23 protein-coding genes are annotated in these 25,595 nt (G+C 33.1%); 16 read left to right on the plus strand and 7 right to left on the minus strand.

Annotated elements, in window-relative coordinates; translation table 11 throughout:
• Positions 1-47 precede the first annotated feature (47 nt).
• From KFE69_02335 to KFE69_02345, 3 genes are all read left to right on the plus strand, one after another.
• On the plus strand, positions 48-1,736 hold the full coding sequence (locus KFE69_02335; protein UTW43001.1) for a hypothetical protein: 1,689 nt from the start codon (positions 48-50) through the stop codon (positions 1,734-1,736).
• 185 nt (positions 1,737-1,921) lie between these two features.
• Positions 1,922-6,598, plus strand: a complete 4,677-nt coding sequence (locus KFE69_02340; protein ID UTW43002.1) for a hypothetical protein — start codon at positions 1,922-1,924, stop codon at positions 6,596-6,598.
• A 283-nt stretch (positions 6,599-6,881) separates the two neighbouring features.
• Positions 6,882-7,979 carry an IS4 family transposase gene (locus KFE69_02345; GenBank protein ID UTW43003.1) on the plus strand — a complete coding sequence of 366 codons (1,098 nt, stop codon included), beginning with the start codon at positions 6,882-6,884 and terminating at the stop codon, positions 7,977-7,979.
• Between the two features lie 102 nt (positions 7,980-8,081).
• Here the strand turns inward: KFE69_02345 and KFE69_02350 are convergent, their stop codons facing one another.
• Both KFE69_02350 and rph read right to left on the minus strand, forming a co-directional pair.
• Positions 8,082-8,276 (minus strand): DUF378 domain-containing protein, encoded by a 195-nt coding sequence (locus KFE69_02350; GenBank protein ID UTW43004.1) that lies wholly within the window; start codon positions 8,274-8,276, stop codon positions 8,082-8,084.
• A 79-nt stretch (positions 8,277-8,355) separates the two neighbouring features.
• Positions 8,356-9,078 (minus strand): ribonuclease PH, encoded by a 723-nt coding sequence (gene rph / locus KFE69_02355; GenBank protein ID UTW43005.1) that lies wholly within the window; start codon positions 9,076-9,078, stop codon positions 8,356-8,358.
• A gap of 148 nt (positions 9,079-9,226) precedes the next feature.
• Between rph and KFE69_02360 the strand changes: the two genes are divergently transcribed.
• Both KFE69_02360 and ubiA read left to right on the plus strand, forming a co-directional pair.
• Positions 9,227-9,766, plus strand: coding sequence for a chorismate lyase (locus KFE69_02360; protein ID UTW43006.1), 540 nt, complete (start codon positions 9,227-9,229; stop codon positions 9,764-9,766).
• A complete protein-coding gene (gene ubiA, locus KFE69_02365) occupies positions 9,766-10,623 on the plus strand; it encodes a 4-hydroxybenzoate octaprenyltransferase (protein ID UTW43007.1) in 858 nt (285 codons plus the stop codon). Before KFE69_02360 ends, ubiA begins: the two co-directional genes overlap by 1 nt.
• Here the strand turns inward: ubiA and KFE69_02370 are convergent.
• On the minus strand, positions 10,611-11,339 hold the full coding sequence (locus KFE69_02370; GenBank protein ID UTW43008.1) for a metal-dependent hydrolase: 729 nt from the start codon (positions 11,337-11,339) through the stop codon (positions 10,611-10,613). The two genes, ubiA and KFE69_02370, sit on opposite strands and share 13 nt — an antisense overlap.
• A 286-nt stretch (positions 11,340-11,625) precedes the next feature.
• On the opposite strand from KFE69_02370, the gene groES reads away from it, so the two are divergent.
• The 10 genes from groES to KFE69_02420 all read left to right on the plus strand — a co-directional run bounded on the left by groES (position 11,626) and on the right by KFE69_02420 (position 22,259).
• Entirely contained in the window at positions 11,626-11,931 is a 306-nt protein-coding gene (gene groES, locus KFE69_02375) for a co-chaperone GroES (protein UTW43009.1), read from the plus strand.
• A 44-nt stretch (positions 11,932-11,975) separates the two neighbouring features.
• On the plus strand, positions 11,976-13,631 hold the full coding sequence (groL, locus tag KFE69_02380) for a chaperonin GroEL (protein ID UTW43010.1): 1,656 nt from the start codon (positions 11,976-11,978) through the stop codon (positions 13,629-13,631).
• Positions 13,632-13,785: 154 nt separating this feature from the next.
• Positions 13,786-14,706, plus strand: coding sequence for a branched-chain amino acid transaminase (locus KFE69_02385; protein ID UTW43011.1), 921 nt, complete (start codon positions 13,786-13,788; stop codon positions 14,704-14,706).
• Positions 14,707-14,823: 117 nt separating this feature from the next.
• The gene (locus KFE69_02390; protein ID UTW43012.1) at positions 14,824-15,267 is read left to right on the plus strand and encodes a hypothetical protein; all 444 of its coding nucleotides are present in this window, start codon (positions 14,824-14,826) and stop codon (positions 15,265-15,267) included.
• A gap of 150 nt (positions 15,268-15,417) precedes the next feature.
• Positions 15,418-15,711 (plus strand): hypothetical protein, encoded by a 294-nt coding sequence (locus KFE69_02395; protein ID UTW43013.1) that lies wholly within the window; start codon positions 15,418-15,420, stop codon positions 15,709-15,711.
• Positions 15,712-15,809: 98 nt separating this feature from the next.
• Positions 15,810-16,739 carry a formimidoylglutamase gene (gene hutG, locus KFE69_02400; GenBank protein UTW43014.1) on the plus strand — a complete coding sequence of 310 codons (930 nt, stop codon included), beginning with the start codon at positions 15,810-15,812 and terminating at the stop codon, positions 16,737-16,739.
• A 71-nt stretch (positions 16,740-16,810) separates the two neighbouring features.
• Positions 16,811-18,508 (plus strand): urocanate hydratase, encoded by a 1,698-nt coding sequence (locus tag KFE69_02405; GenBank protein UTW43015.1) that lies wholly within the window; start codon positions 16,811-16,813, stop codon positions 18,506-18,508.
• A 123-nt stretch (positions 18,509-18,631) separates the two neighbouring features.
• Positions 18,632-20,158 (plus strand): histidine ammonia-lyase, encoded by a 1,527-nt coding sequence (gene hutH, locus KFE69_02410; GenBank protein ID UTW43950.1) that lies wholly within the window; start codon positions 18,632-18,634, stop codon positions 20,156-20,158.
• On the plus strand, positions 20,142-21,350 hold the full coding sequence (gene hutI, locus KFE69_02415; protein UTW43016.1) for an imidazolonepropionase: 1,209 nt from the start codon (positions 20,142-20,144) through the stop codon (positions 21,348-21,350). Before hutH ends, hutI begins: the two co-directional genes overlap by 17 nt.
• Positions 21,351-21,416: 66 nt before the next feature.
• A complete protein-coding gene (locus tag KFE69_02420) occupies positions 21,417-22,259 on the plus strand; it encodes a hypothetical protein (protein ID UTW43017.1) in 843 nt (280 codons plus the stop codon).
• Here KFE69_02420 and minE read toward each other — a convergent pair.
• The 3 genes from minE to minC are packed head-to-tail and all read right to left on the minus strand — an operon-like array spanning position 22,256 to position 24,191.
• Positions 22,256-22,537 (minus strand): cell division topological specificity factor MinE, encoded by a 282-nt coding sequence (minE, locus tag KFE69_02425; GenBank protein UTW43018.1) that lies wholly within the window; start codon positions 22,535-22,537, stop codon positions 22,256-22,258. The two genes, KFE69_02420 and minE, sit on opposite strands and share 4 nt — an antisense overlap.
• 3 nt (positions 22,538-22,540) lie before the next feature.
• On the minus strand, positions 22,541-23,416 hold the full coding sequence (minD, locus tag KFE69_02430) for a septum site-determining protein MinD (protein UTW43019.1): 876 nt from the start codon (positions 23,414-23,416) through the stop codon (positions 22,541-22,543).
• A 40-nt stretch (positions 23,417-23,456) separates the two neighbouring features.
• On the minus strand, positions 23,457-24,191 hold the full coding sequence (gene minC / locus KFE69_02435) for a septum site-determining protein MinC (GenBank protein ID UTW43020.1): 735 nt from the start codon (positions 24,189-24,191) through the stop codon (positions 23,457-23,459).
• Positions 24,192-24,387: 196 nt separating this feature from the next.
• Between minC and KFE69_02440 the strand changes: the two genes are divergently transcribed.
• Positions 24,388-25,419, plus strand: coding sequence for an iron ABC transporter permease (locus tag KFE69_02440; protein ID UTW43021.1), 1,032 nt, complete (start codon positions 24,388-24,390; stop codon positions 25,417-25,419).
• A 9-nt stretch (positions 25,420-25,428) separates the two neighbouring features.
• Here the strand turns inward: KFE69_02440 and rpmG are convergent, their stop codons facing one another.
• A complete protein-coding gene (rpmG, locus tag KFE69_02445; GenBank protein ID UTW43022.1) occupies positions 25,429-25,584 on the minus strand; it encodes a 50S ribosomal protein L33 in 156 nt (51 codons plus the stop codon).
• Positions 25,585-25,595 lie beyond the last annotated feature (11 nt).

The following is a 25,595-nucleotide window of genomic DNA, read 5'->3' on the forward strand; positions in this document are numbered from 1 at the left end:
ATATAGCTTAAAAAGAGGTATTACTTAAACCATGGAGGGTAAGGTATATGCATCTTTCATCATCTGACATCTATGATTTTTTAAATGCTGGCGCTACATTAGAGCGTGTTTTTAGACGCCTATTAGATAATACTTGTGTACGCCCACTCAGCCAATCATTGATTCAACAGTTTGCTATCAATGAACAAACTAATCTAAGACAACAAGGTATCGCAAAAGCACCTATTACAACGTTTATAACAATGCTTAGACAAAACTCAAACCTCACAGACTACTTAGATGAATTATCACAAGCTTTTAAATTATTAATTCAAAAACAAATAAAAAAAGGAGAACCCATTAGTAATGCATTTCAATCAGATTATGAACTTTTAACTACAATGAATGCTTTAAAGGTCATTTTAATTATAAACCGATTAGATTCGCTTCACTCAACAACAAGTTTTAGTTTAGAAAAGTTTGAAGCAATTGAAAGCGAGTTAGCAAAAAAACTTCAATATAATATTCGTCTTACAACCAATATTCACAATGCATTAACCTATATGTTTTATTACTATTGGGAGCATGATTGTAATAAAAACTATCAAATATTTGCTCAAAAATGCGGATTCTTATTTGGTTTTAGGAAAGATGCTGAAGAAAATAATTGGCCAGTTAGTACTCGAGTTACTAAAACAACAGAGGACAACTTTGATGCATTTACTGAGATTTTTGAACTCCAACCTAAGCTAAAAGGCTATATTGGTGATATTTTGCAACAATTACCTATAGCGCTTAGAAATATTGATGATCATATTTTTTCAAAATTTACCGAACGAAAACGAAAAAATCTCGCTATTAATGGTCTTGCTATTTTAGCACCCGATAATCAGTGTGGGCTACAACTCGTTAAAACAGGCAAAACACAATATCAACTAGTCTGCCCTGAAGATGATAAAGAAAAATTTATTCTGCAACACTTATTACCCACAAAGTTATATGAATTATTACAAGACCCAGCTAAATATGAACGTTACCAAAATCTACTAAAATACTATTCAAAACCTGAAAATGAACAACTCTATTTTGATCTTTTTAATGACTCATACTCAATGGAGTATCTTGCTACAGTTAATAACTTTTTTATTCGTGCTAATGAACTATTGAAATTGAAACCAAAACAATCAAATACATTATTTTTTAATTCATTACTTAGTTATAACAACCAAAATCAAGATGATCGAATTGAAATCATTGATATGATTGCTAATGCACAGAGTAGTTCACATCTTTTAGCAATGCGTGAACTATGGTTTAAAAATAATCAATTTCTCGCATACGGTAAGCTTAAGACATCCAAACACTGGACAATAACACCAACTGGTGAGATTACTCGAATATCAGAAAGAAATAGCAGAATTAATCTATTATGTGCCATTAAGCTCTTTTTATTATTGGCTCAAGAAAACCAACTGCCTAATGCTAAAGCACTCAATGCGTTAATTGATGAAAACCCTGCATTTTTATTTTTAAAGTTAGCAAGGCGAACTTATATTAGTGACTTATCTAATCAAACTTCATCGCTTTATCAAACCTATTGCCAATATCTTGATGGAAATCAGTCTGAGCAAACACATCATAATATTATCCAATACCTTAATCAGCGTTGGCATACGCATATTGAAAAAATAAATAAAAAATTGAAATTAAATATTGATGCACCGATAGATGCGCCTGCTATAACAATGAACTCATAAGTTATTCTTAGCTATATAAATGGCCTTTTTAGTAAATAAATTGTAACTCGTTCATAATTAAAAATAATCAAGCTATTGTTTTTAAAAAGTTTATTTTTCAATCTAGTGAAATATTTAAATTATATCTTTTATTTAAAATACTTCTTACTATAAATGATTTAAGACAATGAATTTGGAGCTGCAATATGAAAGATCTGGATAAAAGGATATTAAAGTCAAAAATCGAATTTGCCTTAAGTTTTAATCATGATGCTGAAGAATTTATAATTCTTCAGCAAGAAGCAATCGCTTTAAAAAGACTGTTTGCTGAAAGTGATCTTTCTGATTATTCAAGAAGCGATAAGCTAATTGCAAATTTTAATCAACATTTTAACAGCTATTTTCCAGATGCTCCAAATTTTCAAACAACAAAGGCTCCAAGATTTGATCAAGTAAAAAAAGAGGTTGCATCACTTGTTCAAACATATCCTATACAAGCATTTTCAAATACGTCAGAGTTACTAGAATCACAATCTAAAGGTTCGTTTCGTATTAGTGGCTCAACGCTTTCTACTAAAACTGACACAAATTTTTTCTATATAGATAATTACGCACAACAGAGTCTACGTGATGGTAGTCTAAAACCTAACTATGCTGATACGGGATTTAAATTTCATATCAGCATTTTAGATGAAGATATGGAAAAAGCTTATGCAATCATGATTGATTTACTGAAAAAAGGTAATAGTCCTATTGCTAAGATGAAAATAACCTTAATAAATTCAATCTATCAAAGAAAACAACAAGCAATAGAAGAATTAAATGAGCTTTATAAAAAACGAGAAGAGTTTAGAATTTTAGAAAAAGAAGACAAATTATCTGAAAGAGATAAAAATTATAATATACCTAAAAATGAAGATGATATTCTTCGGATGATCAGTTTCATAAAGTCTACGAACCGCTTTATGAACAATTGCCAATTTACATTATATATCAATGAAGGTATTGAAGATAAAGCCTATATCGAATTTATACAAACATTAGAAAGACAATTCTTAAATGCTGGTATTCGTCCAGGTCATATGCCAATTGCTGATCAAAGTTTATCTCTTTATGCTTCCGGACGATATGAATTAAATGAGCAAGGGAACTATATTGCTGCTGGTGAAGTTGAAAGCTTAAGTGGTCAAGCAAAAGCTTTTTACCAAAAAAGACATGATGAAAATACGATATTTCAAGGGGTTAAGTACGCTACTTGCATCCAGCTTGAGCAGTGGCTTAATCAACGATTCCCTCAACTTATTACTCCTGATTTTAGCCAACATACAAACTATGAATTAAAACAATTAACCAATGCAATTATTGAATTTAATCAAAAATATGGCAGTGAAGTTTCAGCTAACACAATCCAAGCTATATTAAATTTAGCCAAAATTAATATCAACTATTTAGAGCAGTTAAACTTTGAAGATTTTCAACAAATTAATACATTATCCGGTCATGGTTATGATGTTCACGAAGTAATTTCAGGACTATTTTTTACTAAAAAAGCTAATCCTGTCATAGGCTATCAACTCAATACATTAAGAGAAGAACTACTGGCATTTGAAAAAGAGAAAAACTTTATTAATCAATGCTTACTAAAACATGATGTCCATCAAGTCAGCTTAATGCAATTATCTGTAAAGGATTATCATGAATTAATTAAAGTTAAAAGTAGTACTAATAATGAAAAGGATATTGTAAATACCTATCATAATATTGTCTTACAAAAACTGTTAATTCAAAGAGATATTCAAGCTGCTGAAGCTTTAAAAGAAAGACAAAACAATATTCAATTAGGTGAGCAAATTGCAATTCAGTTTTCTTTACCTGCTGTTATTTTAAACACGCTAGATGAAGATGATTTTCAAGCAATTGGCTTTAAAGCACAATCCCTATTACCTCGACATGCCTTAGCATCAACGCTACAAGCAAAGGATTTAAACAGTTTTGCTGAACAACTAATTTCAGAAGCTGGGCAAATAGATTATGAACTAACTATTGATAATTTATTAAGGAGCTATGGAATCAACAATCACTGTTCAAACTTTTTAAATCAAGACCAGATTACAAGTATTGGTGAAGCTATGCTTGAAAGGCCACAAGATGACCCTCTGGATATTTTTATTGAAAAGCTAGGTGAGTTTAATAGTCCATTAAGAAAAATAATCTCATTATGGGCAAGTAATAATAGGCCAATTATTCAAAAAATGCATCAAGTTACCGAACAATTATCTAATGATTTTCAGTTAGTTATAAATTTTAATTCAAGTGAGCTACTCAAATTAAATCAATTACTATATCGACATGAGTTTAAAGCAAACTCTTTAAATGCAATTGCTACAGTTTATGAAGACAATGGTTATCATATGGCTGCCAATAAATTTAGAGATACGAATAATCTATATTTAGATGGCATTAAATTATTACGACATCTATTACCAGAGCAATTAGCTCACGACATTACATCTTATTTAAAGGCTCATCATATTGTAAACATTCAAAAAGCTCATCAACAAGGTCTTGGCCAACAAGGACTTTTAAATCGATTATTACTATCACTCAAATCAAATTCAGATGAAAGTCATCAATTAAGCGTAACTACTCTAGCAATTGGAAGTTTATTAGAAAATTATCATAATGCTTATCAAAGTATCATTTCTATTGCTCCCTCACAAAATCTAGCAACCCTTATTGAGCACATCAAACCAATTGATTTAATTAAAGCCGTTAACATGCTTAACGAGCAAGATAATTGTAATTATTTAAACAGATTATTAATTAATTTAGATGATCAAGATATTAAAAATACAAAAATACTCAAAGAATTTTCAGATGATTTTCAACGAGGTATTGCTTTATTACAAGCATCAAGCTTTGATCAATACCCTCAAGTAAGGTCACACTGCTCTATTGGTCAAATTGCAAAGCTTGGTCAACAAGTACGTCAATACAGTAAACCACTTCAAGCAGTTGAACAACTATTCCACCAGATTAATCAAAAGTATCAAGAAGGTGCACCACAAATCTGTCGTGACTTAATCACCGTTAGAAATAAACTAAGTAATTGCGGTTATCCCAATGATATTATATATCGACTAGATATTCAAAAGGTAATGCCATTACTATTTCCTAACTTAAAAGATACTAAGCAATTTCATAAAAATACAAGATTATTATTAGCTGATTATCAAGTGGATCCAGCCATTGAATTATTCAAAACACCTATACCTATTGAATATGAAAATGATCATGGCATCGAAAGCCAAATAATTGTTATTGGAGAGCGCTCTGGACAAAGTTACTTCACATCTCAATCAGAAGTTTTAGAAGATGATAGTTTTGATGGCAGGGTTGTAAGTGAAGAGAAAAAAATTGAACAGCTAAAACAAAATTGGGACCAACGAAATGGTTTCGACTTTGATGAGTATAAAAATTTAACATTAGCTCAAAAGTTACAACTAAACCGTCTGCATGCCATTAAAGATGAGCTTAAAGGCAAAGTGACTTTTGATGGTTTAAGACTAAAACTAGAAGATGCAGATCCTAAAACAATTATGATGCATGAAAACCTTAAAAAGATCTTTGAGTTTAGTGGTAATGATGCATTCTTAGAAGAAAAACAAATACATTTTATGCGAATCATTAATTTGTATAATGATCAATTTAAACAAGTTAATGATAAACTAGATTTTGAAGTGTTACGTTTATTCTTAAAAGAAACTCACTTAATTAACTCCTTTGGTCCTCTAGGAGAGAATGGACTTCCAGTGAATTTTGAACAATCTATTGTAGAATTAAAACAAAAAGAATTAGAACTTCTTACTATCAGTCAATTAATGGATCAAGCCCTAACATCCATTAACTACCCTAATCGAGGTTTCTACTTACCCATAGAAGATATGTTAAGTATTAAAGATAAACTCATTGAATATAAAGGTGTTGACATTGGATTAATTAATACATTAATTACTAGTTTAGAAGAAAAAGGCAACCAAGCATTAGCCCAACAATTATCAAATCATCAACAAAATTTTTATCAAAATACGATTACTAATATCTTTAAACAATATGGCATATCAGAAGAACAGTTGGATCTTCAAGCTAATCAATATCAAATGATATATCAATTTTATGCGCAATATCTTAAATCCGAAGGTAAAGCACCATCAATTAGTATTATGCTTGATATGTATAAGAAAGTAACGAATCAAGTACAAGGTGATTTTCTTGAAACGCTTGTGATTAATAATCTCCAAGATATAAATAAAGCTTTAGCTCTTGTCACACAGGCTTGCCAAAGGTATCACTTACCTAGCGAAAAGCTAAATGAATTATCAAATACTGAACTTTTAAGTATTTATGATGCTTATCGATTTCAAGGCAGAAGTTTAATAGGTGCACTTGCAGATACCTATTTAACTAAAGGAGATGCTCAATTTGCTAACGAATTATTAAAGATTGATCCAGCTAATTTTAAATGTAAAGGATTACTATCAAATACCTGCTATGTCTCTGAAGCTAGAATAGCTCAAATTGAACCATCTGAATTGTATCAGCTATATAATGCAATGGAGCAATGTAATCAAAATAGTATACTGATGATCTTAGACAAACACCAATCTGGCCTTAATATGTTAGCTCAATATTATAATGCTGGCATTGTAGCACTTAAAGAGACGTCACAGGAACTTCCTCTACTAATTGATGTAGAATATATGGTTCAAACTGGAAAAAAAATATATGAAGCAAGGACTCCTGCAATAATAAATAGAGAACTTTTCTATCGGCAAAGTGAAAATCAAAAATCTCCTGATAATCCCTATGAGAATAGCAAATAAAATAATCCTTTTAATTAAGCTATAATTTTTAAATATAGAATTACAAAAATCACCAAAACAAATAACCAAACTTTTACCTATACTTACAATATAACTACATCATTTCTTTTTAAAGCTTTTAAAAAAGGAGTTGATTACCAATATGGATAATGATGATTTATTATTAATAACAGATGATCAAAATATAGAAAAATTCACACTACACGACAGTAACGGTGTAACCCATTGATTTTTCATTGTTATCGTTCATTCTTATAATCGCCAAAAAACAAAAAAGAGCGATATGATGAAACACATCAATGAATTACAACAGTCACTGAAGCACTATTTTAACTTATCTTTTTGGAATACTGAATGCCTAACTTACTTTATTATTGCCCTACAGATAATAAATGATGTTAATCTTTCACAAATTGCTAAATGTTTTCCATCAAAAGCATCAACTACGTCATGTTATAGGCGTCTTCAACGTTTTATCACAAGGTTTGAAATATCTTTTCTTAGCCTCTGGAAACTAGTCGACACCATTTTCAATTTATCTGATCAAGTCATATTATGCATGGATAGAACTAACTGGAAGTTTGGCAAGGTACATATTAATTTTCTAATGATTGCTATTGCTTATAAAGGTGTTGCAATTCCTGTGATTTGGTCACTGCTTCCTCAGCGAAAGAGAGGTAACTCAAAAGCCATTGATAGGCAGAGACTATTTGATCAACTACTTGAATTTATTCCTGCAACTAGAATTAAAACACTTTTATGTGATCGTGAATTTATTGATGGAAATTGGATAGCTTATTTGTCTAGCAAACAAGTTAAATTTGTTATTCGAGCCAAAGGTAATTATCTAGCTTCTAATAAAAAGATTTCAAAATTATTTCTAACTCTTAAAGCTTCACAAGCAAGAACACTTCATAATACAAAGTGTATAGTAGGCTGCGATTTATATGTTTCAGGACTGCGACTGCCTACAGGTGAATTAGTTATTGTTGTAACTAGAGAGTTTAACCTAAATGCACTCGATCAATATAAAATAAGATGGGAGATTGAGTCATTTTTTTCAGCTATTAAAAAACGTGGTTTTAATTTTGAGAATACCCACTTAACTGATATGCAAAAACTTTCAAGGCTTATGTTTGTTGTATCCATTGCATTAATATGGTCTTATCGTACAGGTGAAATATTAGAAAGCATTAAACCTATTAAAATTAAAAAGCATGGATTTAAAGCTAAGTCTTTGATTAAAATTGGTACTGAAACTATTGCTAAATCGCTAGCCAGAGCCATTAATTCTTCAGAGTATATCTGTAATATTATCAAAGCTACATTTAAACCTAAAATATCAATTAGTCAAAGAATGGCTCTGGTAGGTGTCATGTAGTGTGAAACTATTTATTAAAGATAGTTGAATGCTATTACTAATTAATTACTTTAGATTTTGAAACAAATTATTAAGAAGTTCAAATAATCTATAGGGTATTAATTATTTACACACCTTCTTAAAAAATGAAATACAATAAATCGCTGCAATACCAACAACTAAATAGACTAGTTTATCTAACCATTCGGTAGTACCCAGTAATCGTTCAACGGCATTATATTCAAACACACCAACAAGTAGCCAGTTTATGCCACCAAGAATAACTAATAATAGGGCAATAAAATTAATCACTTTCATTATATTGTACTCCACTATTTATTTTAGTTTCGTACTAACTGTAGAAGGTAAAGCTAATTTTGTAAAGGAAGTTGGTTGTTTATTGTGCAGTTGCTTGTTTTTGTTTACCAGAGATGATTTCGGTGCCTTTTTTAGCTAAGATAAACATTTGATGAAATTCATCTTCACTAAAAGGAGCACCTTCTGCTGTACCTTGTATTTCAATGATATTGCTATTTTCACTCATAATCACATTCATATCAGTTTCAGCAGATGAATCTTCAGAGTAGTCAAGATCAAGAATTGGAGTTTGATTGTAAATACCAACAGAGATTGCTGCAATATGCATTTTAAATGGTTTGGCGCCTTCTTTAAGTAAATTATTTTGTTTCATATAATCAATGGCATCAAATAATGCAACTGATGCGCCAGAGATTGCAGCTGTTCGTGTACCACCATCAGCTTGGATAACATCACAGTCAATGGTAATGGTATAATCACCAAGTTGTGTTAAATCAATGGCGGCGCGTAACGAGCGACCAATTAAACGTTGAATTTCTTGAGTACGGCCTGATTGTTTACCGCGAGCTGCTTCGCGTTGCATTCTTTCATGGGTTGAGCGTGGTAGCATACCATATTCAGCGGTAATCCAACCTTGATCTGAGTCTTTTAGAAACTTTGGTACGCCTTTAACAACAGAGGCATTACATAGTACCTTGGTATCACCAAATGAAATTAAAACAGAGCCTTCAGCGTGTTTGGTATAGTTTTTTTGGATAGAAATTTCTCGTAGTTGATCGTTTTGTCTTTGACTTGGGCGCATGATTTTAGCCTTAATTTTTAAGGATTCATTTAAATTTAAACGATAGTATACGATTTTATTAATAAAAATTTAAGTGCCAAGTTTAATTGATTATGGGATAATACTGCCCAGTGTAACTTAACTATAATGATAATAAAGAAGAATATTGATGTCTTGGCAGTTTCAATTACCCAGTAATAATCCATTGTATATAAAATGGCTAAAAGAAACACAAAAATTAAGTGCTAGTCTTCGAGATGTATTTGAAAACTGGCATATTCGATTATTATTTCAGGAAAAAGCATCATTAAATGTATCGGATCAGTACCTATTAAATGTAACATCTAATGAAAGTTGGCAACGTATGATTGTACATTTAGATGATCAAACTCCATTAATTATTGGTCGAGTGGTTGTGCCAGAAATAACTTTTGAGCGTTATCAAGATCAATTATTAAATTTAAAAAAACGCTCTATTGGTGATCAACTATTATTTATTGACCCTAAGATTAAACGTAGCCCATTTTTATTTAATGAGTTTTCAGTTCAAGAGCTTCAATTTAGCCAATTACCAGATTGGTTGTTTGAGCAAGAGGATACAAGTGTAACTGCACGAAGCTCAATTTTTCATTTAAATGCAGAATACCCTTTAATGATTGAAGAGTATTTTTTAGCAAGTTTTTTTGAATCGTTAAAGGCAAATATATAATGGCAAAACTCAAAGCTTATTGCTTTTTAATGCGCCTACATCGCCCAATGCCTATTTTATTATTACTATGGCCAACATATTGGTCATTATGGACAGCTTCAGGAGGTTATCCAGGCAGAAAAATATTGATTATTTTTACCTTAGGCGTTGTGATCGTTAGAACTTTAGGTTGTATTATTAATGATTTATCAGATAGAAAATATGATAGCCAAGTTAAGCGTACTGAGAAAAGGCCATTAACAACAGGTGAAGTTAAACCAAATGAGGCATGGATTCTATTTATTATATTGGGTTTAATTGCCTTTTTATTGGTCTTATTTTTAAATATTGAAACAATTTTTATGTCATTTGGTGCTTTAGCATTAACCATTTTTTACCCTTTATGTAAGCGCTTTTTTTCATTGCCTCAATTGATTTTAGGTATGACATTTAACTATGGTATTTTAATGGCCTCAACAGCCATTTTAAAAACAATTACCCTAGAAGCATTTTTACTTTATTTGGCTTCAATTATTTGGACACTAGCCTATGATACAATTTATGCACTAGCAGATAAGCCCTATGATATTAAATTAAAGCTTAAATCATCAGCAGTAACTTTTGGTCGCTATGATATTGTCATGATTATTCTGTTACAGCAATTAAGTATTTTAGTCTTGTGCTTATTTGGGTTTATTAGTCATTTTTCTTGGATTTTCTATCTTGGTTTGATTGTTTGTGAAGTTTTATTTTTCTTTCAATATCGCTTATATAAAAAGCGAGATATTGCAAATGTTATTAAAGCATTTTCAGATAATCACTGGGTAGGTTTTGTGATATTTTTTGTAATTGTATTACAGTTTAGTTATACGCTTTGATGATTTTGTGTTTCTGAACGATAAGCTTTTGGATAAAGATTTTCTTTAATATGTGTGTAGATTTTACCTTCAGTCACTTGTGCTGTTAAACCATTTGTACTTGGCAATATAAACCATAGAGCAATGATTAGTACATATAAAATAGCATACTGAATTAGGTGGGAAAAAGAAATTAGCTTAAATGCTGTACCGAAGGATTTTTTTAGTGTTACCCCTGAAAGATTAACACTATAGAGTTCATCAAGGATTAAATGAACGCAAAAGCCATAGAATAAAAATATACCGAAAACCCAAGATACTAAATTATTTCCGCTTAAATGATAGATGCTGAATATAAGTAACATGCTTAAAAAAATACCCATCGGGACTGAATGAAAAATTCCTCGGTGAATGGTGAGTTTTCTAAAGATGTGAATAATACCATATCGAACCAGTAAAAAGGCAATAAACCAAGAGGAGATGCCGATAATAATACCAAGTTGGGGCATTAAAGAAAAAATAGCACAAAAACCACTAATGGCAGCTAAAATACCAAAAATAATGCTAATTGAAGTTGAATGATCAGAGTCAACATCCGGCAGAAACCCACCAACCATGCCAATACCAATGGCAGTAATTGTTTCAATTGGGGTTAAAATACCACAAGCAGCGACTAAGCCACCAGCAATGACACTTGCAGATGCCGCAATAGTTAAATGTGTATGAAAATTGGCCATGAGTTTGATTTATCTATATTTATTTGATTGTATTAAAGAGCATAACTAATATCGTTAAAAAGCTCTATTACTAAGTTAAATTATTTTTAATAAACAAAAATTTAGCTTACATAGCGTGTCGGTGAGTTTGATGATGTATAAAAAAAATTAAAAAAAAATGTTTTGATGACTTGAAAAGATTTGTTATGCCCTTATATAGGGATGTGCAAACAAATTAAATAAGCCAATTTTCTGGCTTAAAGATAGTTAATTAGTTTTAGATAAACACTCAAAAGGAGGAAATTAAATGAGTATTCGTCCATTACATGATCGCGTACTAGTGATACGTGCTGAAGAAGAAACAACAACAGCAGGTGGTTTAGTATTACCAGGTAGTGCTTCTGAAAAGCCAGTAACTGGTGAAGTCGTTGCGGTTGGTAACGGTAAAATCTTATCTGATGGTACAACACGTCCTTTAGATGTTAAAGTTGGTGATACTATTTTATTTGGTAAGTATTCAGGTACTGAAGTAAAGCTTGATGGCCAAGAATATCTAGTTATGCGTGAAGAAGATATTATGGGTGTTGTTGTTAAAGAAACAGCAAAAGCATAAGTTTTAGAATTAATTAGTTTTAAATTTTAAAGAGGAAATTAAACATGAGTGCAAAAACAGTTAAGTTTTCAGATGACGCACGTACGCGTATGCTTGATGGTGTTAATACACTAGCAAATGCAGTAAAAGTAACGTTAGGTCCTAAAGGTCGTAATGTTGTATTGGAAAAGTCTTTTGGTGCACCTACAATTACTAAAGATGGTGTTTCAGTTGCAAAAGAAATTGAACTTAAAGATAAGTTTGAAAATATGGGTGCGCAAATGGTTAAAGAAGTTGCATCACAAACTGCTGATATCGCAGGTGATGGTACAACAACTGCAACAGTTTTAGCACAATCTATTTTAACAGAAGGTTTAAAATCAGTTGCTGCTGGTATGAATCCAATGGATCTTAAGCGTGGAATTGATAAAGGTGTTCAAGCGGTTGTTGCTGAACTTAAAAATAACTTATCTCAACCATGTGATGATAATAAATCAATTGCTCAAGTTGGTACAATTTCAGCGAATGCTGATCAAGCTATTGGTAGTAAAATTGCTGAAGCAATGGAAAAAGTAGGTAAAGAAGGCGTTATCACTGTAGAAGAAGGTTCTGGCTTCGAAGATGAGCTAGCAGTTGTTGAAGGTATGCAATTTGATCGTGGTTATCTATCACCTTACTTTGTTACAAACCAACAAAATATGACAGCTGAGCATGAATCACCTTATATCTTACTAGTAGATAAGAAAATTTCTAATATTCGTGATTTACTTCCAGTATTAGAAAGCGTTGCGAAAGCAGGTAAGCCTCTAATGATTATTGCTGAAGATGTGGAAGGTGAAGCATTAGCAACATTAGTTGTTAACAATATTCGTGGTATTGTTAAGGTTGTTGCTGTTAAAGCGCCTGGTTTTGGTGATCGTCGTAAAGCAATGTTAGAAGATATCGCAATTCTTACAGGTGCAACTGTAATCTCTGAAGAAGTTGGCTTAACACTAGAGAAAGCGACAATTGATCAACTAGGTACAGCTAAGCGTATCCAAGTTACTAAAGAAGAAACCACTATCATTGATGGTGCTGGTGAAACAACTTCAATTGAAAATCGTATTGCACACATTCGTACACAGATTGATGAAGCAACTTCTGATTATGATCGTGAAAAATTACAAGAGCGCCTAGCTAAATTAGCTGGTGGTGTTGCTGTAATTAAAGTTGGTGCTGTGACTGAAGTTGAAATGAAAGAGAAAAAAGATCGTGTTGATGATGCGCTTCATGCAACGCGTGCTGCAGTTGAAGAAGGTGTTGTACCTGGTGGTGGCGTTGCATTAATTCGTGCAGTTGCTGCATTAGATAGCTTAACTGGCGATAATGAAGATCAAAACCACGGTATTGCAATTCTTCGCCGTTCAATGGAAGCACCTCTTCGTCAAATCGTAACAAATGCTGGTGGTGAAGCTTCAGTTGTTGTTAATGCAATTGCAAAAGGTGAAGGTAACTTTGGTTTTAATGCTGCAACTGGTGAATATTGCGATATGGTTGAAGCGGGTATTATTGATCCAACTAAAGTAACACGTTCTGCTATTCAAAATGCAGCGTCAATTGCTGGGTTGATGATTACAACAGAAGCTATGGTTGCTGAAATTCCTGAAGAAAAACCAGCTGCTCCTGATATGAGTGGCATGGGTGGAATGGGCGGCATGGGCGGAATGGGCGGCATGATGTAAGCCTTTTTCTTAAGCTTCTTATTTTTTAAGAATAAACTTAATAAAAGCCTGTATTTTATGCAGGCTTTTTTTTTGCCTTTTATATAAGAAGTCTTTAAACTTGATTGACTATTTAGAAAAAATTTAAAATCTAATTTATCTTAAGGATTTATACATGAATGAAATGCAAAGTATTTGGCATAATGGCGCTTTAGTTCCATGGCAAGAATGTAAGGTACATATTCTAACGCATGGGCTACATTATGGCAGCGGTATTTTTGAAGGTATTCGTGCTTATCAAACTGATCAAGGCCCAGCTATTTTTAAGTTACAAGAGCATATGGCGCGTTTTATTTATTCTGCTAATGCGTTGGGTATGAAACTACCTTATACGCAGAAAGAATTAGAAGATGCAGTTTGTTTAACCGTTCAGTCAAATCACTTAGAATCAGGTTATATTCGCCCTGTTGCATTTTATGGTTATGATGAGTTAGGTGTTGTGCCTGCAAAAAATTCACCAATCGATGTTGCCGTTGCCTGCTGGCCATGGGGTAAATATTTAGCCAGTGACCTAATTGATGTTGAAATTAGTCAGTATATTAGAATACACCCTAAATCAACCATTGCTGATGCAAAAATTTGTGGTCACTATGTTAATAGCTTATTATCTAAACTTGCATCAAATCAAGCAAAGTATCATGAAGTGTTAATGCTAGATGCCGATGGCTTTGTTGCTGAAATGTCAGCATCAAATGTCTTTATTGTTAAAAATAATAAAGTCTATACAACAGAAGAAGGTACCATTTTAGTTGGTATTACGCGTAATGTTGTCATTGATATTTTAAAATCTAAAGGTTATGAGGTAATTGAAACAAAATTCACACCTAACGAAATCATTGATGCTGATGAAGCCTTTGTTTGTGGGACAGCAGTTGAAGTTGTTTCAATGAAAAGCTTAAATGATCAGTTAATTAATCATGGTCAAATAGGCAAGGTAACAGAATTAGTTAAAGAGGCCTATCACCGAATCGTTACAGGTAAAGATGAAAGTTATCAAGATTCATTAACCTTAGTAAGTGAATATTCTACCACATAGCAATTTAGTTCTATTTTTATCATAAAATATCAATGCCATGATGGATAAATTAATAATAGCTTCCTAGACTTATATAAATCAAAATTGGTTTCAAGTAATCTAGGAGTGTTTTTTAGTATGAAAAATATAATTATACTATCTGCATTAAGTGTTTTATTCAGTGTGTCAGTTAGTAGCTTTGCTGCATTTGGCGTTAATACAGGTGTAAGTACAGATACGGCAAGCCAAGCATTAAGTTCTAAAGCTTCAGTTGGTGATACAAAAGATATTAATGAGATTATTAATCTTAATATTAATGATCAAAGTGATCAGGTGATGTGGAGTAATTTTGTTAAAAACTGTATGTTACCTGATTTATCTCATGATCAAATTGCTTCTTTAGCAACAGGTGGCGTAAGTGGTATAAATAAATTTTTAACAAGCTTCACACCGCAACAAAGCGCAATGACCATGGCATATAATAAGCTTGTATCTTGCCCTGATGCAAAACCAGCAGCAAAAAAATTGCTTGAAAAACTATCAACAGCCCAAGTGACAAAATCAAAATCATCGCTTTGGTAAAAGGCTAGTACTTAATAGCGCAATCAGTTAAACTTCTATTTATTATTACTAGATTATATAATTGTGTGGATGCGTCAAAAAGATAATATCAATTTAATATCTATAGTTCTATGGCTTTTTATAAGCTGTATTATCTTGGGATTTTTAGATATGATCTCATCTAATAGTATTGTTGATGCAGCTGCGAATTTTTATATTAGTGATATGATTGCTTATCTTATTTTTGCAACACTAATACTTTTGTTAAAAATGGGTTATACATGGGCTAAATATGCGTATGTGATTTTCTTATTTTTTTGGTTTATTATTCTATTTTCTTTATTAATTCCTTATTTTAATCATACAGTTAACTTAATGTTAATTGGTTTGCAGATTGTATTAAATTTATTAGGCGTTTTTATTTTATTCCAAAGCCAAAGTAATACCACTCATTCATGTATATAAGTTAAATTTAGATTGAAATTGCCTTTCATAAAAGGCTGTGGTAGCGTAAAAACTATTCTATTTAAAGGACTTTAAGGCAGGAATGCAGATTGTATCGTATGACAGATAAACGCAGTCTATGGCAAGGGCGTTCTGATATAAGCAAGCATGAATATATCTATCAAATTGTTCAGCAATTATCAATTGATCAATTAAAGCCAACTTCTGGCTTTGGTTTAATTGGTTTTGCATCTGATGAAGGTGTTCGGCGAAATTTAGGTAGAGTTGGTGCAAAAGAAGGCCCTGATGCACTAAGGCGAGCATTAGCATCAATTGCATTAAAAAAAGAGATGAGCTTATATGATTTAGGGGATGTGTTATGCTTAGATGGTGATTTAGAAAAAGCGCAGAGTCAATTAGCAGCATCGGTTAAATCAATCATTGAAAATGGCTTGATGCCGGTTGTCTTAGGTGGTGGGCATGAGACAGCTTGGGGGCATTTTCTAGGTATTGATCAGGCTTATGCATCCAAAGAAGAGGTTGCGATTATTAATTTTGATGCACACCTAGATTTAAGAGCATTAATTGATAATAAATATGCCTCTTCAGGTACGCCGTTTTATCAGATTTCAGAGTATTTAAAATCAATGGATAGGCCATTTCATTATTACTGTGCAGGTGTACAGCCATTTGCAAATACCAAGACATTATTTGATTATGCAAATGATCATCAAGTTAATATTTATTTGGCAGAAGAGATTAATCAAAATCCTTATAATTTGGGTTTTATCAAAAATATAATTGAGAAGCATAATAAAATTTATGTCTCAGTCTGCTTGGATGTGTTTCAGGCAGCTATAGCACCTGGCGTTAGTGCGCCACAAGCATTAGGCATTAACTTAACTTATGTTTTAGAAGCATTAAAATTATTGGCTCAATCTAATGCTGTCGTGGGAGTTGATATAGTTGAATTATCACCACGTTATGATATTGATTGCCAAAGCGCTAAATTAGCAGCTAGCCTATTAAGTACTTTTTTACAGACCTAATGAGTATTAAGTCTTTTAAATATTTAAAAAGAAACAATTTATATTAATTAACTTTAGGAGTTTTAAGATAAATGGATGAAGTAGTGGAATCAAATTATCAAAGTCAAGATAAGCATGCGCCATATACAGTTAAGGCGCCAACAGGTAGCTCATTACAATGTAAAAGTTGGCAAACAGAGGCAGCACTTAGAATGTTGATGAATAACTTAGATCCAAGTGTTGCTGAATATCCAGAGCAACTAGTTGTCTATGGTGGGATTGGAAAAGCAGCAAGAAATTGGCCCTGTTTTAATAAAATTGTTGAAACTTTGAAATCATTAGAGTCTGATCAAACATTATTAATTCAATCTGGAAAACCAGTCGGTGTATTTACTACAACTGAAGATAGCCCAAGAGTATTAATTGCCAATTCAAATTTAGTACCACATTGGGCAAATTGGCAGCACTTTCATAAACTTGATCAAGCAGGTTTAATGATGTATGGCCAAATGACGGCAGGCTCTTGGATTTATATTGGCTCACAAGGTATTGTCCAGGGAACTTTTGAAACATTTGTTGAAATGGCAAGACAACATTATCAGGGTGATCTAGCAGGAAAATGGATACTAACTGCAGGTCTAGGTGGTATGGGTGGAGCACAACCATTAGCAGCAGTATTAGCAGGCGCCTCTGTTTTAGTAGTTGAGTGTGACCCATCACGAATAGATTTCCGCCTAAAGACAAAATATTTAGATTATAAAGCAGATAATCTTGATCATGCTTTGGAATTAATTGAAACAGCAAAAAATGAAAAACGCGCAATTTCTGTTGGTTTATTAGGCAATCAAGCTGAAATTTTACCAGAACTTGTAAAGCGTGATGTTCGCCCTGATGCAGTTACCGATCAAACCAGTGCACATGATCCATTAAATGGTTATTTGCCAATTGGCTGGAGCTTAGAGAAAGCAAAAACAATGCGTCAAAGTGAGCCTGAAACAGTGATTAAGGCAGCAAAAGAATCAATGGCTATCCATGTTCAAGCGATGTGTGATTTAGCATCATTAGGCATTCCTACATTTGACTATGGTAATAATATTCGTCAAATGGCCTATGAAGCTGGATGTAAAAACGCCTTTGATTTTCCGGGCTTTGTGCCAGCTTATATTCGGCCATTATTCTGTCAAGGCATTGGCCCATTTCGCTGGGTAGCATTATCTGGAGATCCTGAAGATATCTATAAAACAGATCAGAAAGTAAAAGAATTATTACCTGATGATAAACATTTGCACCGTTGGTTGGATATGGCCAAATCGCGAATTCAATTTCAAGGCTTACCTGCAAGAATATGCTGGGTTGGTTTAGGTGATCGTGCAAAGCTTGGTGTTGCATTTAATGAGATGGTTAAATCTGGAGAATTAAAGGCGCCTATTGTTATTGGTCGTGATCATTTAGATTCAGGCTCTGTTGCCAGCCCCAATCGAGAAACTGAAGCTATGATGGATGGTTCTGATGCGGTATCAGACTGGCCTTTATTAAATGCACTATTAAATACAGCTTCAGGTGCAACTTGGGTAAGCTTGCATCATGGTGGTGGTGTTGGTATGGGCTTTTCACAACATGCTGGCATGGTAATTGTTGCAGATGGTACAGATAAAGCAAAAGCCAAACTAAACCGTGTATTAACAAATGATCCAGCGACAGGTGTTATGCGTCACGCAGATAGCGGTTATCAAAAAGCTATCGACTGTGCAAAAGAACACAACCTAAATTTACCGATGATTAATGAATAACGTGATAGGTGGTGATGTATGGATACAGTAGAATTTAAAGAAGAGATTAATACGTTTGAAAAAGTAATTGAAAAAAAAGAGAAAATAGCTAGTGGAATAGATCAATCATTGGGTGAGGATAGTATGCTGCCATTTATATTAATTCCAGGAAGTTTAGATCTTGAGAGTATTCGACATTTGATTCAAAATGATCGTAAAATAAAACTTGCAGATAGTGCTTATCATGCAATTGATCGTTCCTATCAAATATTACAAGAATTAATTTCTCAAGGTAAAACAATCTATGGTGTTAATACAGGTTTTGGCCTATTAGCGAATAAAAAAATAGAAAAAGAAGAGCTAAAGCGTTTACAAAAGCGTTTGATTTTATCGCATGCTGCTGGTGTTGGTAAAATGCTAGATACAGACACAGTTAAATTAATACTCTTATTAAAAATTAATAGTCTTGCCCAAGGTTATTCAGGTGTTTCGCGTAAATTAATTGATCGCTTAGTCTTTTTTTATAATCAGAAAGTATTCCCTGAAATTCCATCTCAAGGCTCAGTTGGTGCTTCAGGAGATTTAGCACCATTAGCGCACTTATCATTACCATTATTAGGTGAAGGGCGTGTTAATTACCAAGGAAAAATCGTTTCAGCATCAAATGCATTAGCTAGTATGGATATAGAGCCACTTCAACTAGAAGAAAAAGAAGGTTTAGCATTAATTAATGGTACTCAAGCTTCAACAGCTATTGCTTTAACAGGATTATTAAAGGCACAAAAGAATTTTGCAATTGCAACGATTTCAGGTACCTTATCGCTTGATGCTGTTGCAGGTAGTATTCGCCCATTTCATCCAACGATTGCAAGAATGAAAAAATCACAAGGGCAAATGGTTTTCTCTCATGCAGTGTTTAAATTAATTGAAGGCAGTGAAATTTTACTTTCTCATCAAAATGAATGTAATAAAGTACAAGATCCTTATTCAATCCGTTGTCAGCCCCAAGTTATGGGTGCAATCTGGCAACAAATTAAGCATGCTGAAGATAGTTTAATTAATGAAGCAAATGCAGTTTCTGATAACCCTTTAATTATTCCAGATACAAAAGAGGTTATCTCAGGTGGTAATTTTCATGCAGAATCAGCAGCTTTAAGTGCAGATCAAGTAGCAATTGCTGTATGTGAAATTGGTTCAATTGCAGAACGTCGAATCGCACTTTTAACTGATAAAGCTTTTAGTGGGCTGCCCGCATTTTTAGTTAAAGATGCTGGCTTAAACTCAGGATTTATGATCGCACATGTAACAGCTTCTGCCTTAGCCAGTGAAAATAAAACACATGCACACCCAGCCTCTGTTGATTCATTGCCAACCTCAGCCAATCAAGAAGATCATGTTTCTATGGCAACGTTTGCCGCAATGAAGTTAAATCAGATTTGTGATAATGTTTTACAGATTTTAGCGATTGAAACCTTAGCTGCATGCCAAGGAATTGATTTTAGATCGCCATTGAAGTCATCTGATAAATTAATGGGTTATTATATGCGGATAAGGCGTGAGGTATCTTTTTATGAAAAGGATCGCTTATTTGCAGATGACATTGCTAAGATTGCTAAATTAATTAGTCAGATTGCTTATTATGGTGAGATGTATCATGATCTCTTCTCTTGATCTTTTAATTAAAAATGCACGTCTTTTAACGATTAATAATCAATTCGATATATTAGATTGTGCTGATGTTGGTATTAATAATGGTAAAATTGTAGCAATTGATAAGAAATTAGCCAAAGTAGATGCAATTAAAGTCATTGATGCTAAAGGTGCACTTCTAACGCCAGGCTTAATTGATTGCCATACACATATTATCTATGCAGGCAATCGTTCAGATGAGTTTGCAATGAGGTTAAATGGTGCAAGTTATCAAGAGATTGCTAAAAAAGGTGGTGGTATATTATCAACTGTTAATGCAACGCGTAAAGCAAGTGTTGATGAATTGATTTCATCTGCCTCAAAGCGTTTAGATGTTATGTTAAATTATGGTGTGACAACACTTGAAGTTAAGTCAGGCTATGGGCTTGATATGAATGCTGAAATCAAAATGCTACAAGTTGCTAAAGTATTAAATGATCAGTATCCTGTATCAGTTATAGCAACTTTTCTTGCTGCGCATGCAGTGCCACCTGAGTATAAAAATAACCCAGATGAGTATCTTAATCTTATTATTGAGCAAATGCTTCCTGAAGTAAAAGCCAAAAATTTAGCTGAGTTTATTGATGCTTTTTGTGAATCAATTGCATTTGATGCTAATCAAGTAAAGCGACTGTTTGAAAAATCTAAGTCATATGGTTTTAAACTAAAGTTACATGCAGAGCAACTAACAGATCAAAAAGGTGCTAAATTAGCTGCCAGTATGGGGGCGTATTCAGTGGATCATTTAGAATATTTAAATAAAGAGGATGTTATAGCTTTAAAAGAAAATAATACAGTTGCTGTATTATTACCTGGTGCTTATTACTTTCTTAAAGAAACTAAGTTGCCGCCGGTTGATGCACTACGACAGCATCAAGTACCAATTGCTATTGCAACGGATGCTAATCCTGGTAGCTCACCATTTCTATCTTTACCACTAATGATGAATATGGCATGTATTTTATTTGGCTTGTCTATTAAAGAAGCTTGGCAGGCTGTAACTATTAATGCTGCCAGGGCATTAGATCGTCAGAATAGTATCGGTAGTATAGAAGTTGGAAAATTAGCAGATTTAGTTATTTGGAATACAAATAATGAAAATGATATTGTTTGCAATTCAACTGGGATTAAGATAGATAAATTTATAAAATCAGGTGTATTAATTAAAATTTAACTTAAATTTTTATGATAAATATTTGATAAATTAAATCCAAGTAATATTTATTTGGAGGTTGTATATATGTTTAAAGAGCCATTATTTGAAGTACAAGATATATCTAGTGATGAAGATGAGAGGTTAGATTTATCTGAGGTTAGAAGTTTATCTACCAAAGCATTTGTTCAAGATTATTTAAATCAAGAAGTACCGTTATCTTTAAAATTTAATGAAAAAGAACAAAGTGCTACATTGTATTTGGTTCGTCCAGAGGGTGGAGTTTTTGCCGGTGGTGCATCAAATACTGTAGCAATACCTAAAGATGGTTATTTTATCTATTTTAAATCTCAACTTGAACGCGGTGTATCTGGAGAAGCTATTGCTTCTTTTTCAGCGACAGTACTACCTTGGAAAGAAAATAGTATATGTACTCAAAATCTTGATGAGGCTGAAGATATAATTGTAACGCCAATACTTGAAGGTTGTACATTTGTGATTGATAAAAAAAATGCTGAAGTCCATCATATCAATGCGCAAACAGAGTCAGGCAATATTTCTGTTGATTTAATGCATACGAAAATAGAAAAATTAATGCGTGAAAACTCTCTTAGTGAATCAGATATAATAGTAATTGGTCCTCAATCCGGTACTGAGTCATATCATTTTAAAGAACATGAAAAACTAGCTAATATTGCTAATGTTGTTGGAGTTAAGACGCAAGCTGTCTGGGAATTTAATGTTCATACTTATGGTATAAATTGTGAGTCAGAAGAATATGAAATTGACCAAGTTTCAGTCAAGCGTTATAGTATAGGCGATAAAGCTATAGCAAGATCACCTAAAACTGTATTTGCAAGTGAAGCTTCTGAGGCAAAGCATAAAAAAAGTATTTGTGAAACTATCTCTGAAAGCTGTGTAATTCTTTAAGCTTCTTGTAAGGTGACATTTAATTCTAGTACTGAGTGGCCATCGATATTACCAACATCGACATTGACTTTTTCTCTGTCAACTTTAACATACTTTGCAATGACTTCCATAATCTCTTGTTGAAGTTTAGCTAAAATTTCAGGTGAAGCTAAAACGCCTTCATCACCACTGCCTGAGCGCTCTGCTCTTTGATGAGCAACAATAATCTGTAAACGTTCTTTTGCAATATCAGCTGATTGCTTTGATGTCTTTGAGCGAAATAAATCAAAAAGTCCCATTATTTAAGCCCTCGCGCCTTTGAAAATTCTCTGAAAAAGACCAATCTTTTTAGCTTCAATATAGCGAAGAGGTTTATCTTCTCCTAAAAATCGCTCAACTGCGTCGAGATAGGCTTGTCCTGCATCACTATCATTATCCATAATGACAGGCACACCAGCATTTGATGCTTTAAGGACTGCTTTAGATTCAGGAATAACGCCAAGTAAAGGTATGGATAAGATATCTTTAACATCAGTTAATGATAACATTTCACCATTATCAACGCGATCAGGTGAATAACGTGTTAATAAGAGATGCTCTTTTATCGGGTCATCTCCTTTCTCTGCGCGGCGGCTTTTACTGGATAATACACCTAAAATACGGTCAGAGTCACGAACAGATGACACTTCAGGGTTGGTTACAACGATTGCTTCATCTGCAAAATACATCGCCATTAAAGCGCCTTTTTCAATACCTGCTGGCGAATCGCATACAATATAGTCAAACTCTTTAGCTAGCTCATCTAAAATTTTGCCAACAGCTTCTTGTTTTAAAGCATCTTTATCACGTGTTTGCGATGCTGGTAGGATATATAAGTTATCAATACGTTTATCTTTAATTAAGGTTTGCTTGATATTGGATTCACCATTAACAAGATTAATAAAATCATAGACGACACGGCGTTCACAACCCATCACTAGATCAAGGTTTCTTAAGCCTACATCAAAGTCGATAACAACTGTCTTATTACCTTTCTGAGCAAGTCCAGAAGCAAATGCAGCACTTGTGGTTGTTTTGCCAACACCACCTTTACCAGAGGTGATGACAATTATCCTTGCTTTTTTTTCATCTTTTTTATGATTCTCTTTTTTCTTATCACTGACTTCTACTTCACTCACGGTACGATCCTCTATATTACTGTTAAATCAGTTAAATTGTTTAGTTAATCGGTAGTATCATTAACTGTCCATCTTTTAAGTATATTTGATGTGAGCGATTTTGCTCACTATGGTAACCATCTTCAAATAAACGGTATTGTCCTGCAATAGAAATTAAGTTTGCTTCTAGGTTATGACAGAAGATACGTGCATCAGCATTACCATTAATGCCTGCCAACGCACGACCGCGTAAAGTACCATAGACATGGATGCTGCCTTCAGCGAGTAATTCGGCGCCTGGACTTACTGTTGATGTAACAACTAAGTCACCTTCTGATGCATAAACTTGTTGTCCTGAGCGAATCGGTGTATCAATAATAAGACTTTGTTTACTGTATTGGCGTGCGATTGCCTCAGAAGCCTTTTTACTGCCATTTGTTGTCGTTTCTTTATCTTCTTTAGACTGTCTTGGTTGAGCAGTTAGTCGAGCTTCAGTTAAAACAGGTAAATTAAGTGATTTTATTTTTTCTTGCCAAGTGCTATTTTTAGTGCAGTAGCCAACAGGAATTAGTGCATGTTTTACTAATAGGTTGTTTAATGCTTCTAAATCGATTGTTTTAGTTTCATCTTTTTCAAGATCAAGTAAATCAATCACAATGGGTGCTTGATTGAAAAAGTTAGGTGCCTGTTCTTTCTTCTTAGCAAGTTCTTTATCAATTGTATCAATATGATTGCTGGTTAATTGCAACACGCTAAGTGTGAACAATCGACCTTTAAGCTGAAATGCTGCTTCCATGTTGCCTCTTTTATTAAGTATTGGTTATTTACCCTGTATAGTTTATGGTTTTATAGCGTTAGTATCCAGCTTTCGCAAGAAAAAAATTATAAATATTGTCTTCTTAAGGTTTTCATTTGCAGCAATTTAGGACAAAAAGTGATTATAATACAGAAAAATGTATAAAATCTGTAAAAGTAAAAAAGGACCTATTAATTTGAAGCCTTCATTTTATATAAGTATTGTATTGTTGATTGGTATTATCAGTGCATCGTTTGTTTTTTTAATCACAGGTGAAGCTGCAATTAGCCCAAGCTTACTTTTAAAGTTGTTATTTTCTTTATTGGATCAAACTTATCAGATGACATTATTAGATCAGGTCATCTTATTTATTAAATTACCTATTTTAGTTGCAGCATTATTAGCAGGTATTGTCTATGGTTTTGCAGGAGCATTGATGCAAGGGTTATTAAGAAACCCTTTAGCTGATCCAGGTGTTTTAGGTGTATCATCAGGTGCATCGCTAATGGTTGTTTTAGGATTATATTTTTGCGCAACACCTTTTATGATTAGCTTTAATCAAAATATAATTATTTTAGGCTTAGCAGCGATTGGTGCTGCAGTTGTTTTAGTTTTAATGTATTTAGTTTCAGTCTTGTTTATTAATGGTAAGATAACAGGAGTGCTATTAGCAGGTGTTGCATTAGCTTCTATCTTTTCATCGGTTTTAATGTTAATTATTACATTTTCACAGACAAGTAATTTACATTTTGCATTAAGTTGGCTTATGGGGGGTATTCAAAACGTATCGTGGATTTTGTTGGGCTTTGATTTTATTGTCATTGTTGTTGCCTTAATTCTACTACAAAGATTAGCGCCGGCATTAGATATTTTGGCATTAGGGGAGTTAGATGCTAAAGTAAGCGGTGTGAACATGAACAGGCTATTAGTTATGATATTAATTGGTTTGTCAAATATTATGGCCGTTGCAGTTTCAATTTCAGGCCCTATTGCTTTTATTGGTTTAGTTGCACCACATATTGTACGCCTTTTAGGGTTACGTACCCACTTTGCATTATTATTAAATAGTGCATTAACTGGAGGTTTATTGGTAATTATTTCAGAGATTATTGCAAGGTGTTTATTTGCGCCATATGTTTTGCCATTAGGCGCTATCACTGCATTAATTGGAGCGCCATTTTTTTTAATGTTATTATGGCGATCAAGAAAATTAAGCTTATTTATATAAAGCTACTATTTATTTGATTTTTGCTTCTTTATAGATGACGTGCTTGCGAGCAACTGGGTCAAATTTTTTAATTTGAAATTTTTCAGTCATCGTACGTTTGTTTTTAGTTGTTGTATAAAAATGACCCGTACCTGCTGATGAAACAAGTCTTATTTTTTCACGCATGAGATTTTCCT

This window comes from bacterium SCSIO 12844, assembly GCA_024397935.1.
Classification (GTDB): Bacteria; Pseudomonadota; Gammaproteobacteria; order Francisellales; family Francisellaceae; genus M0027.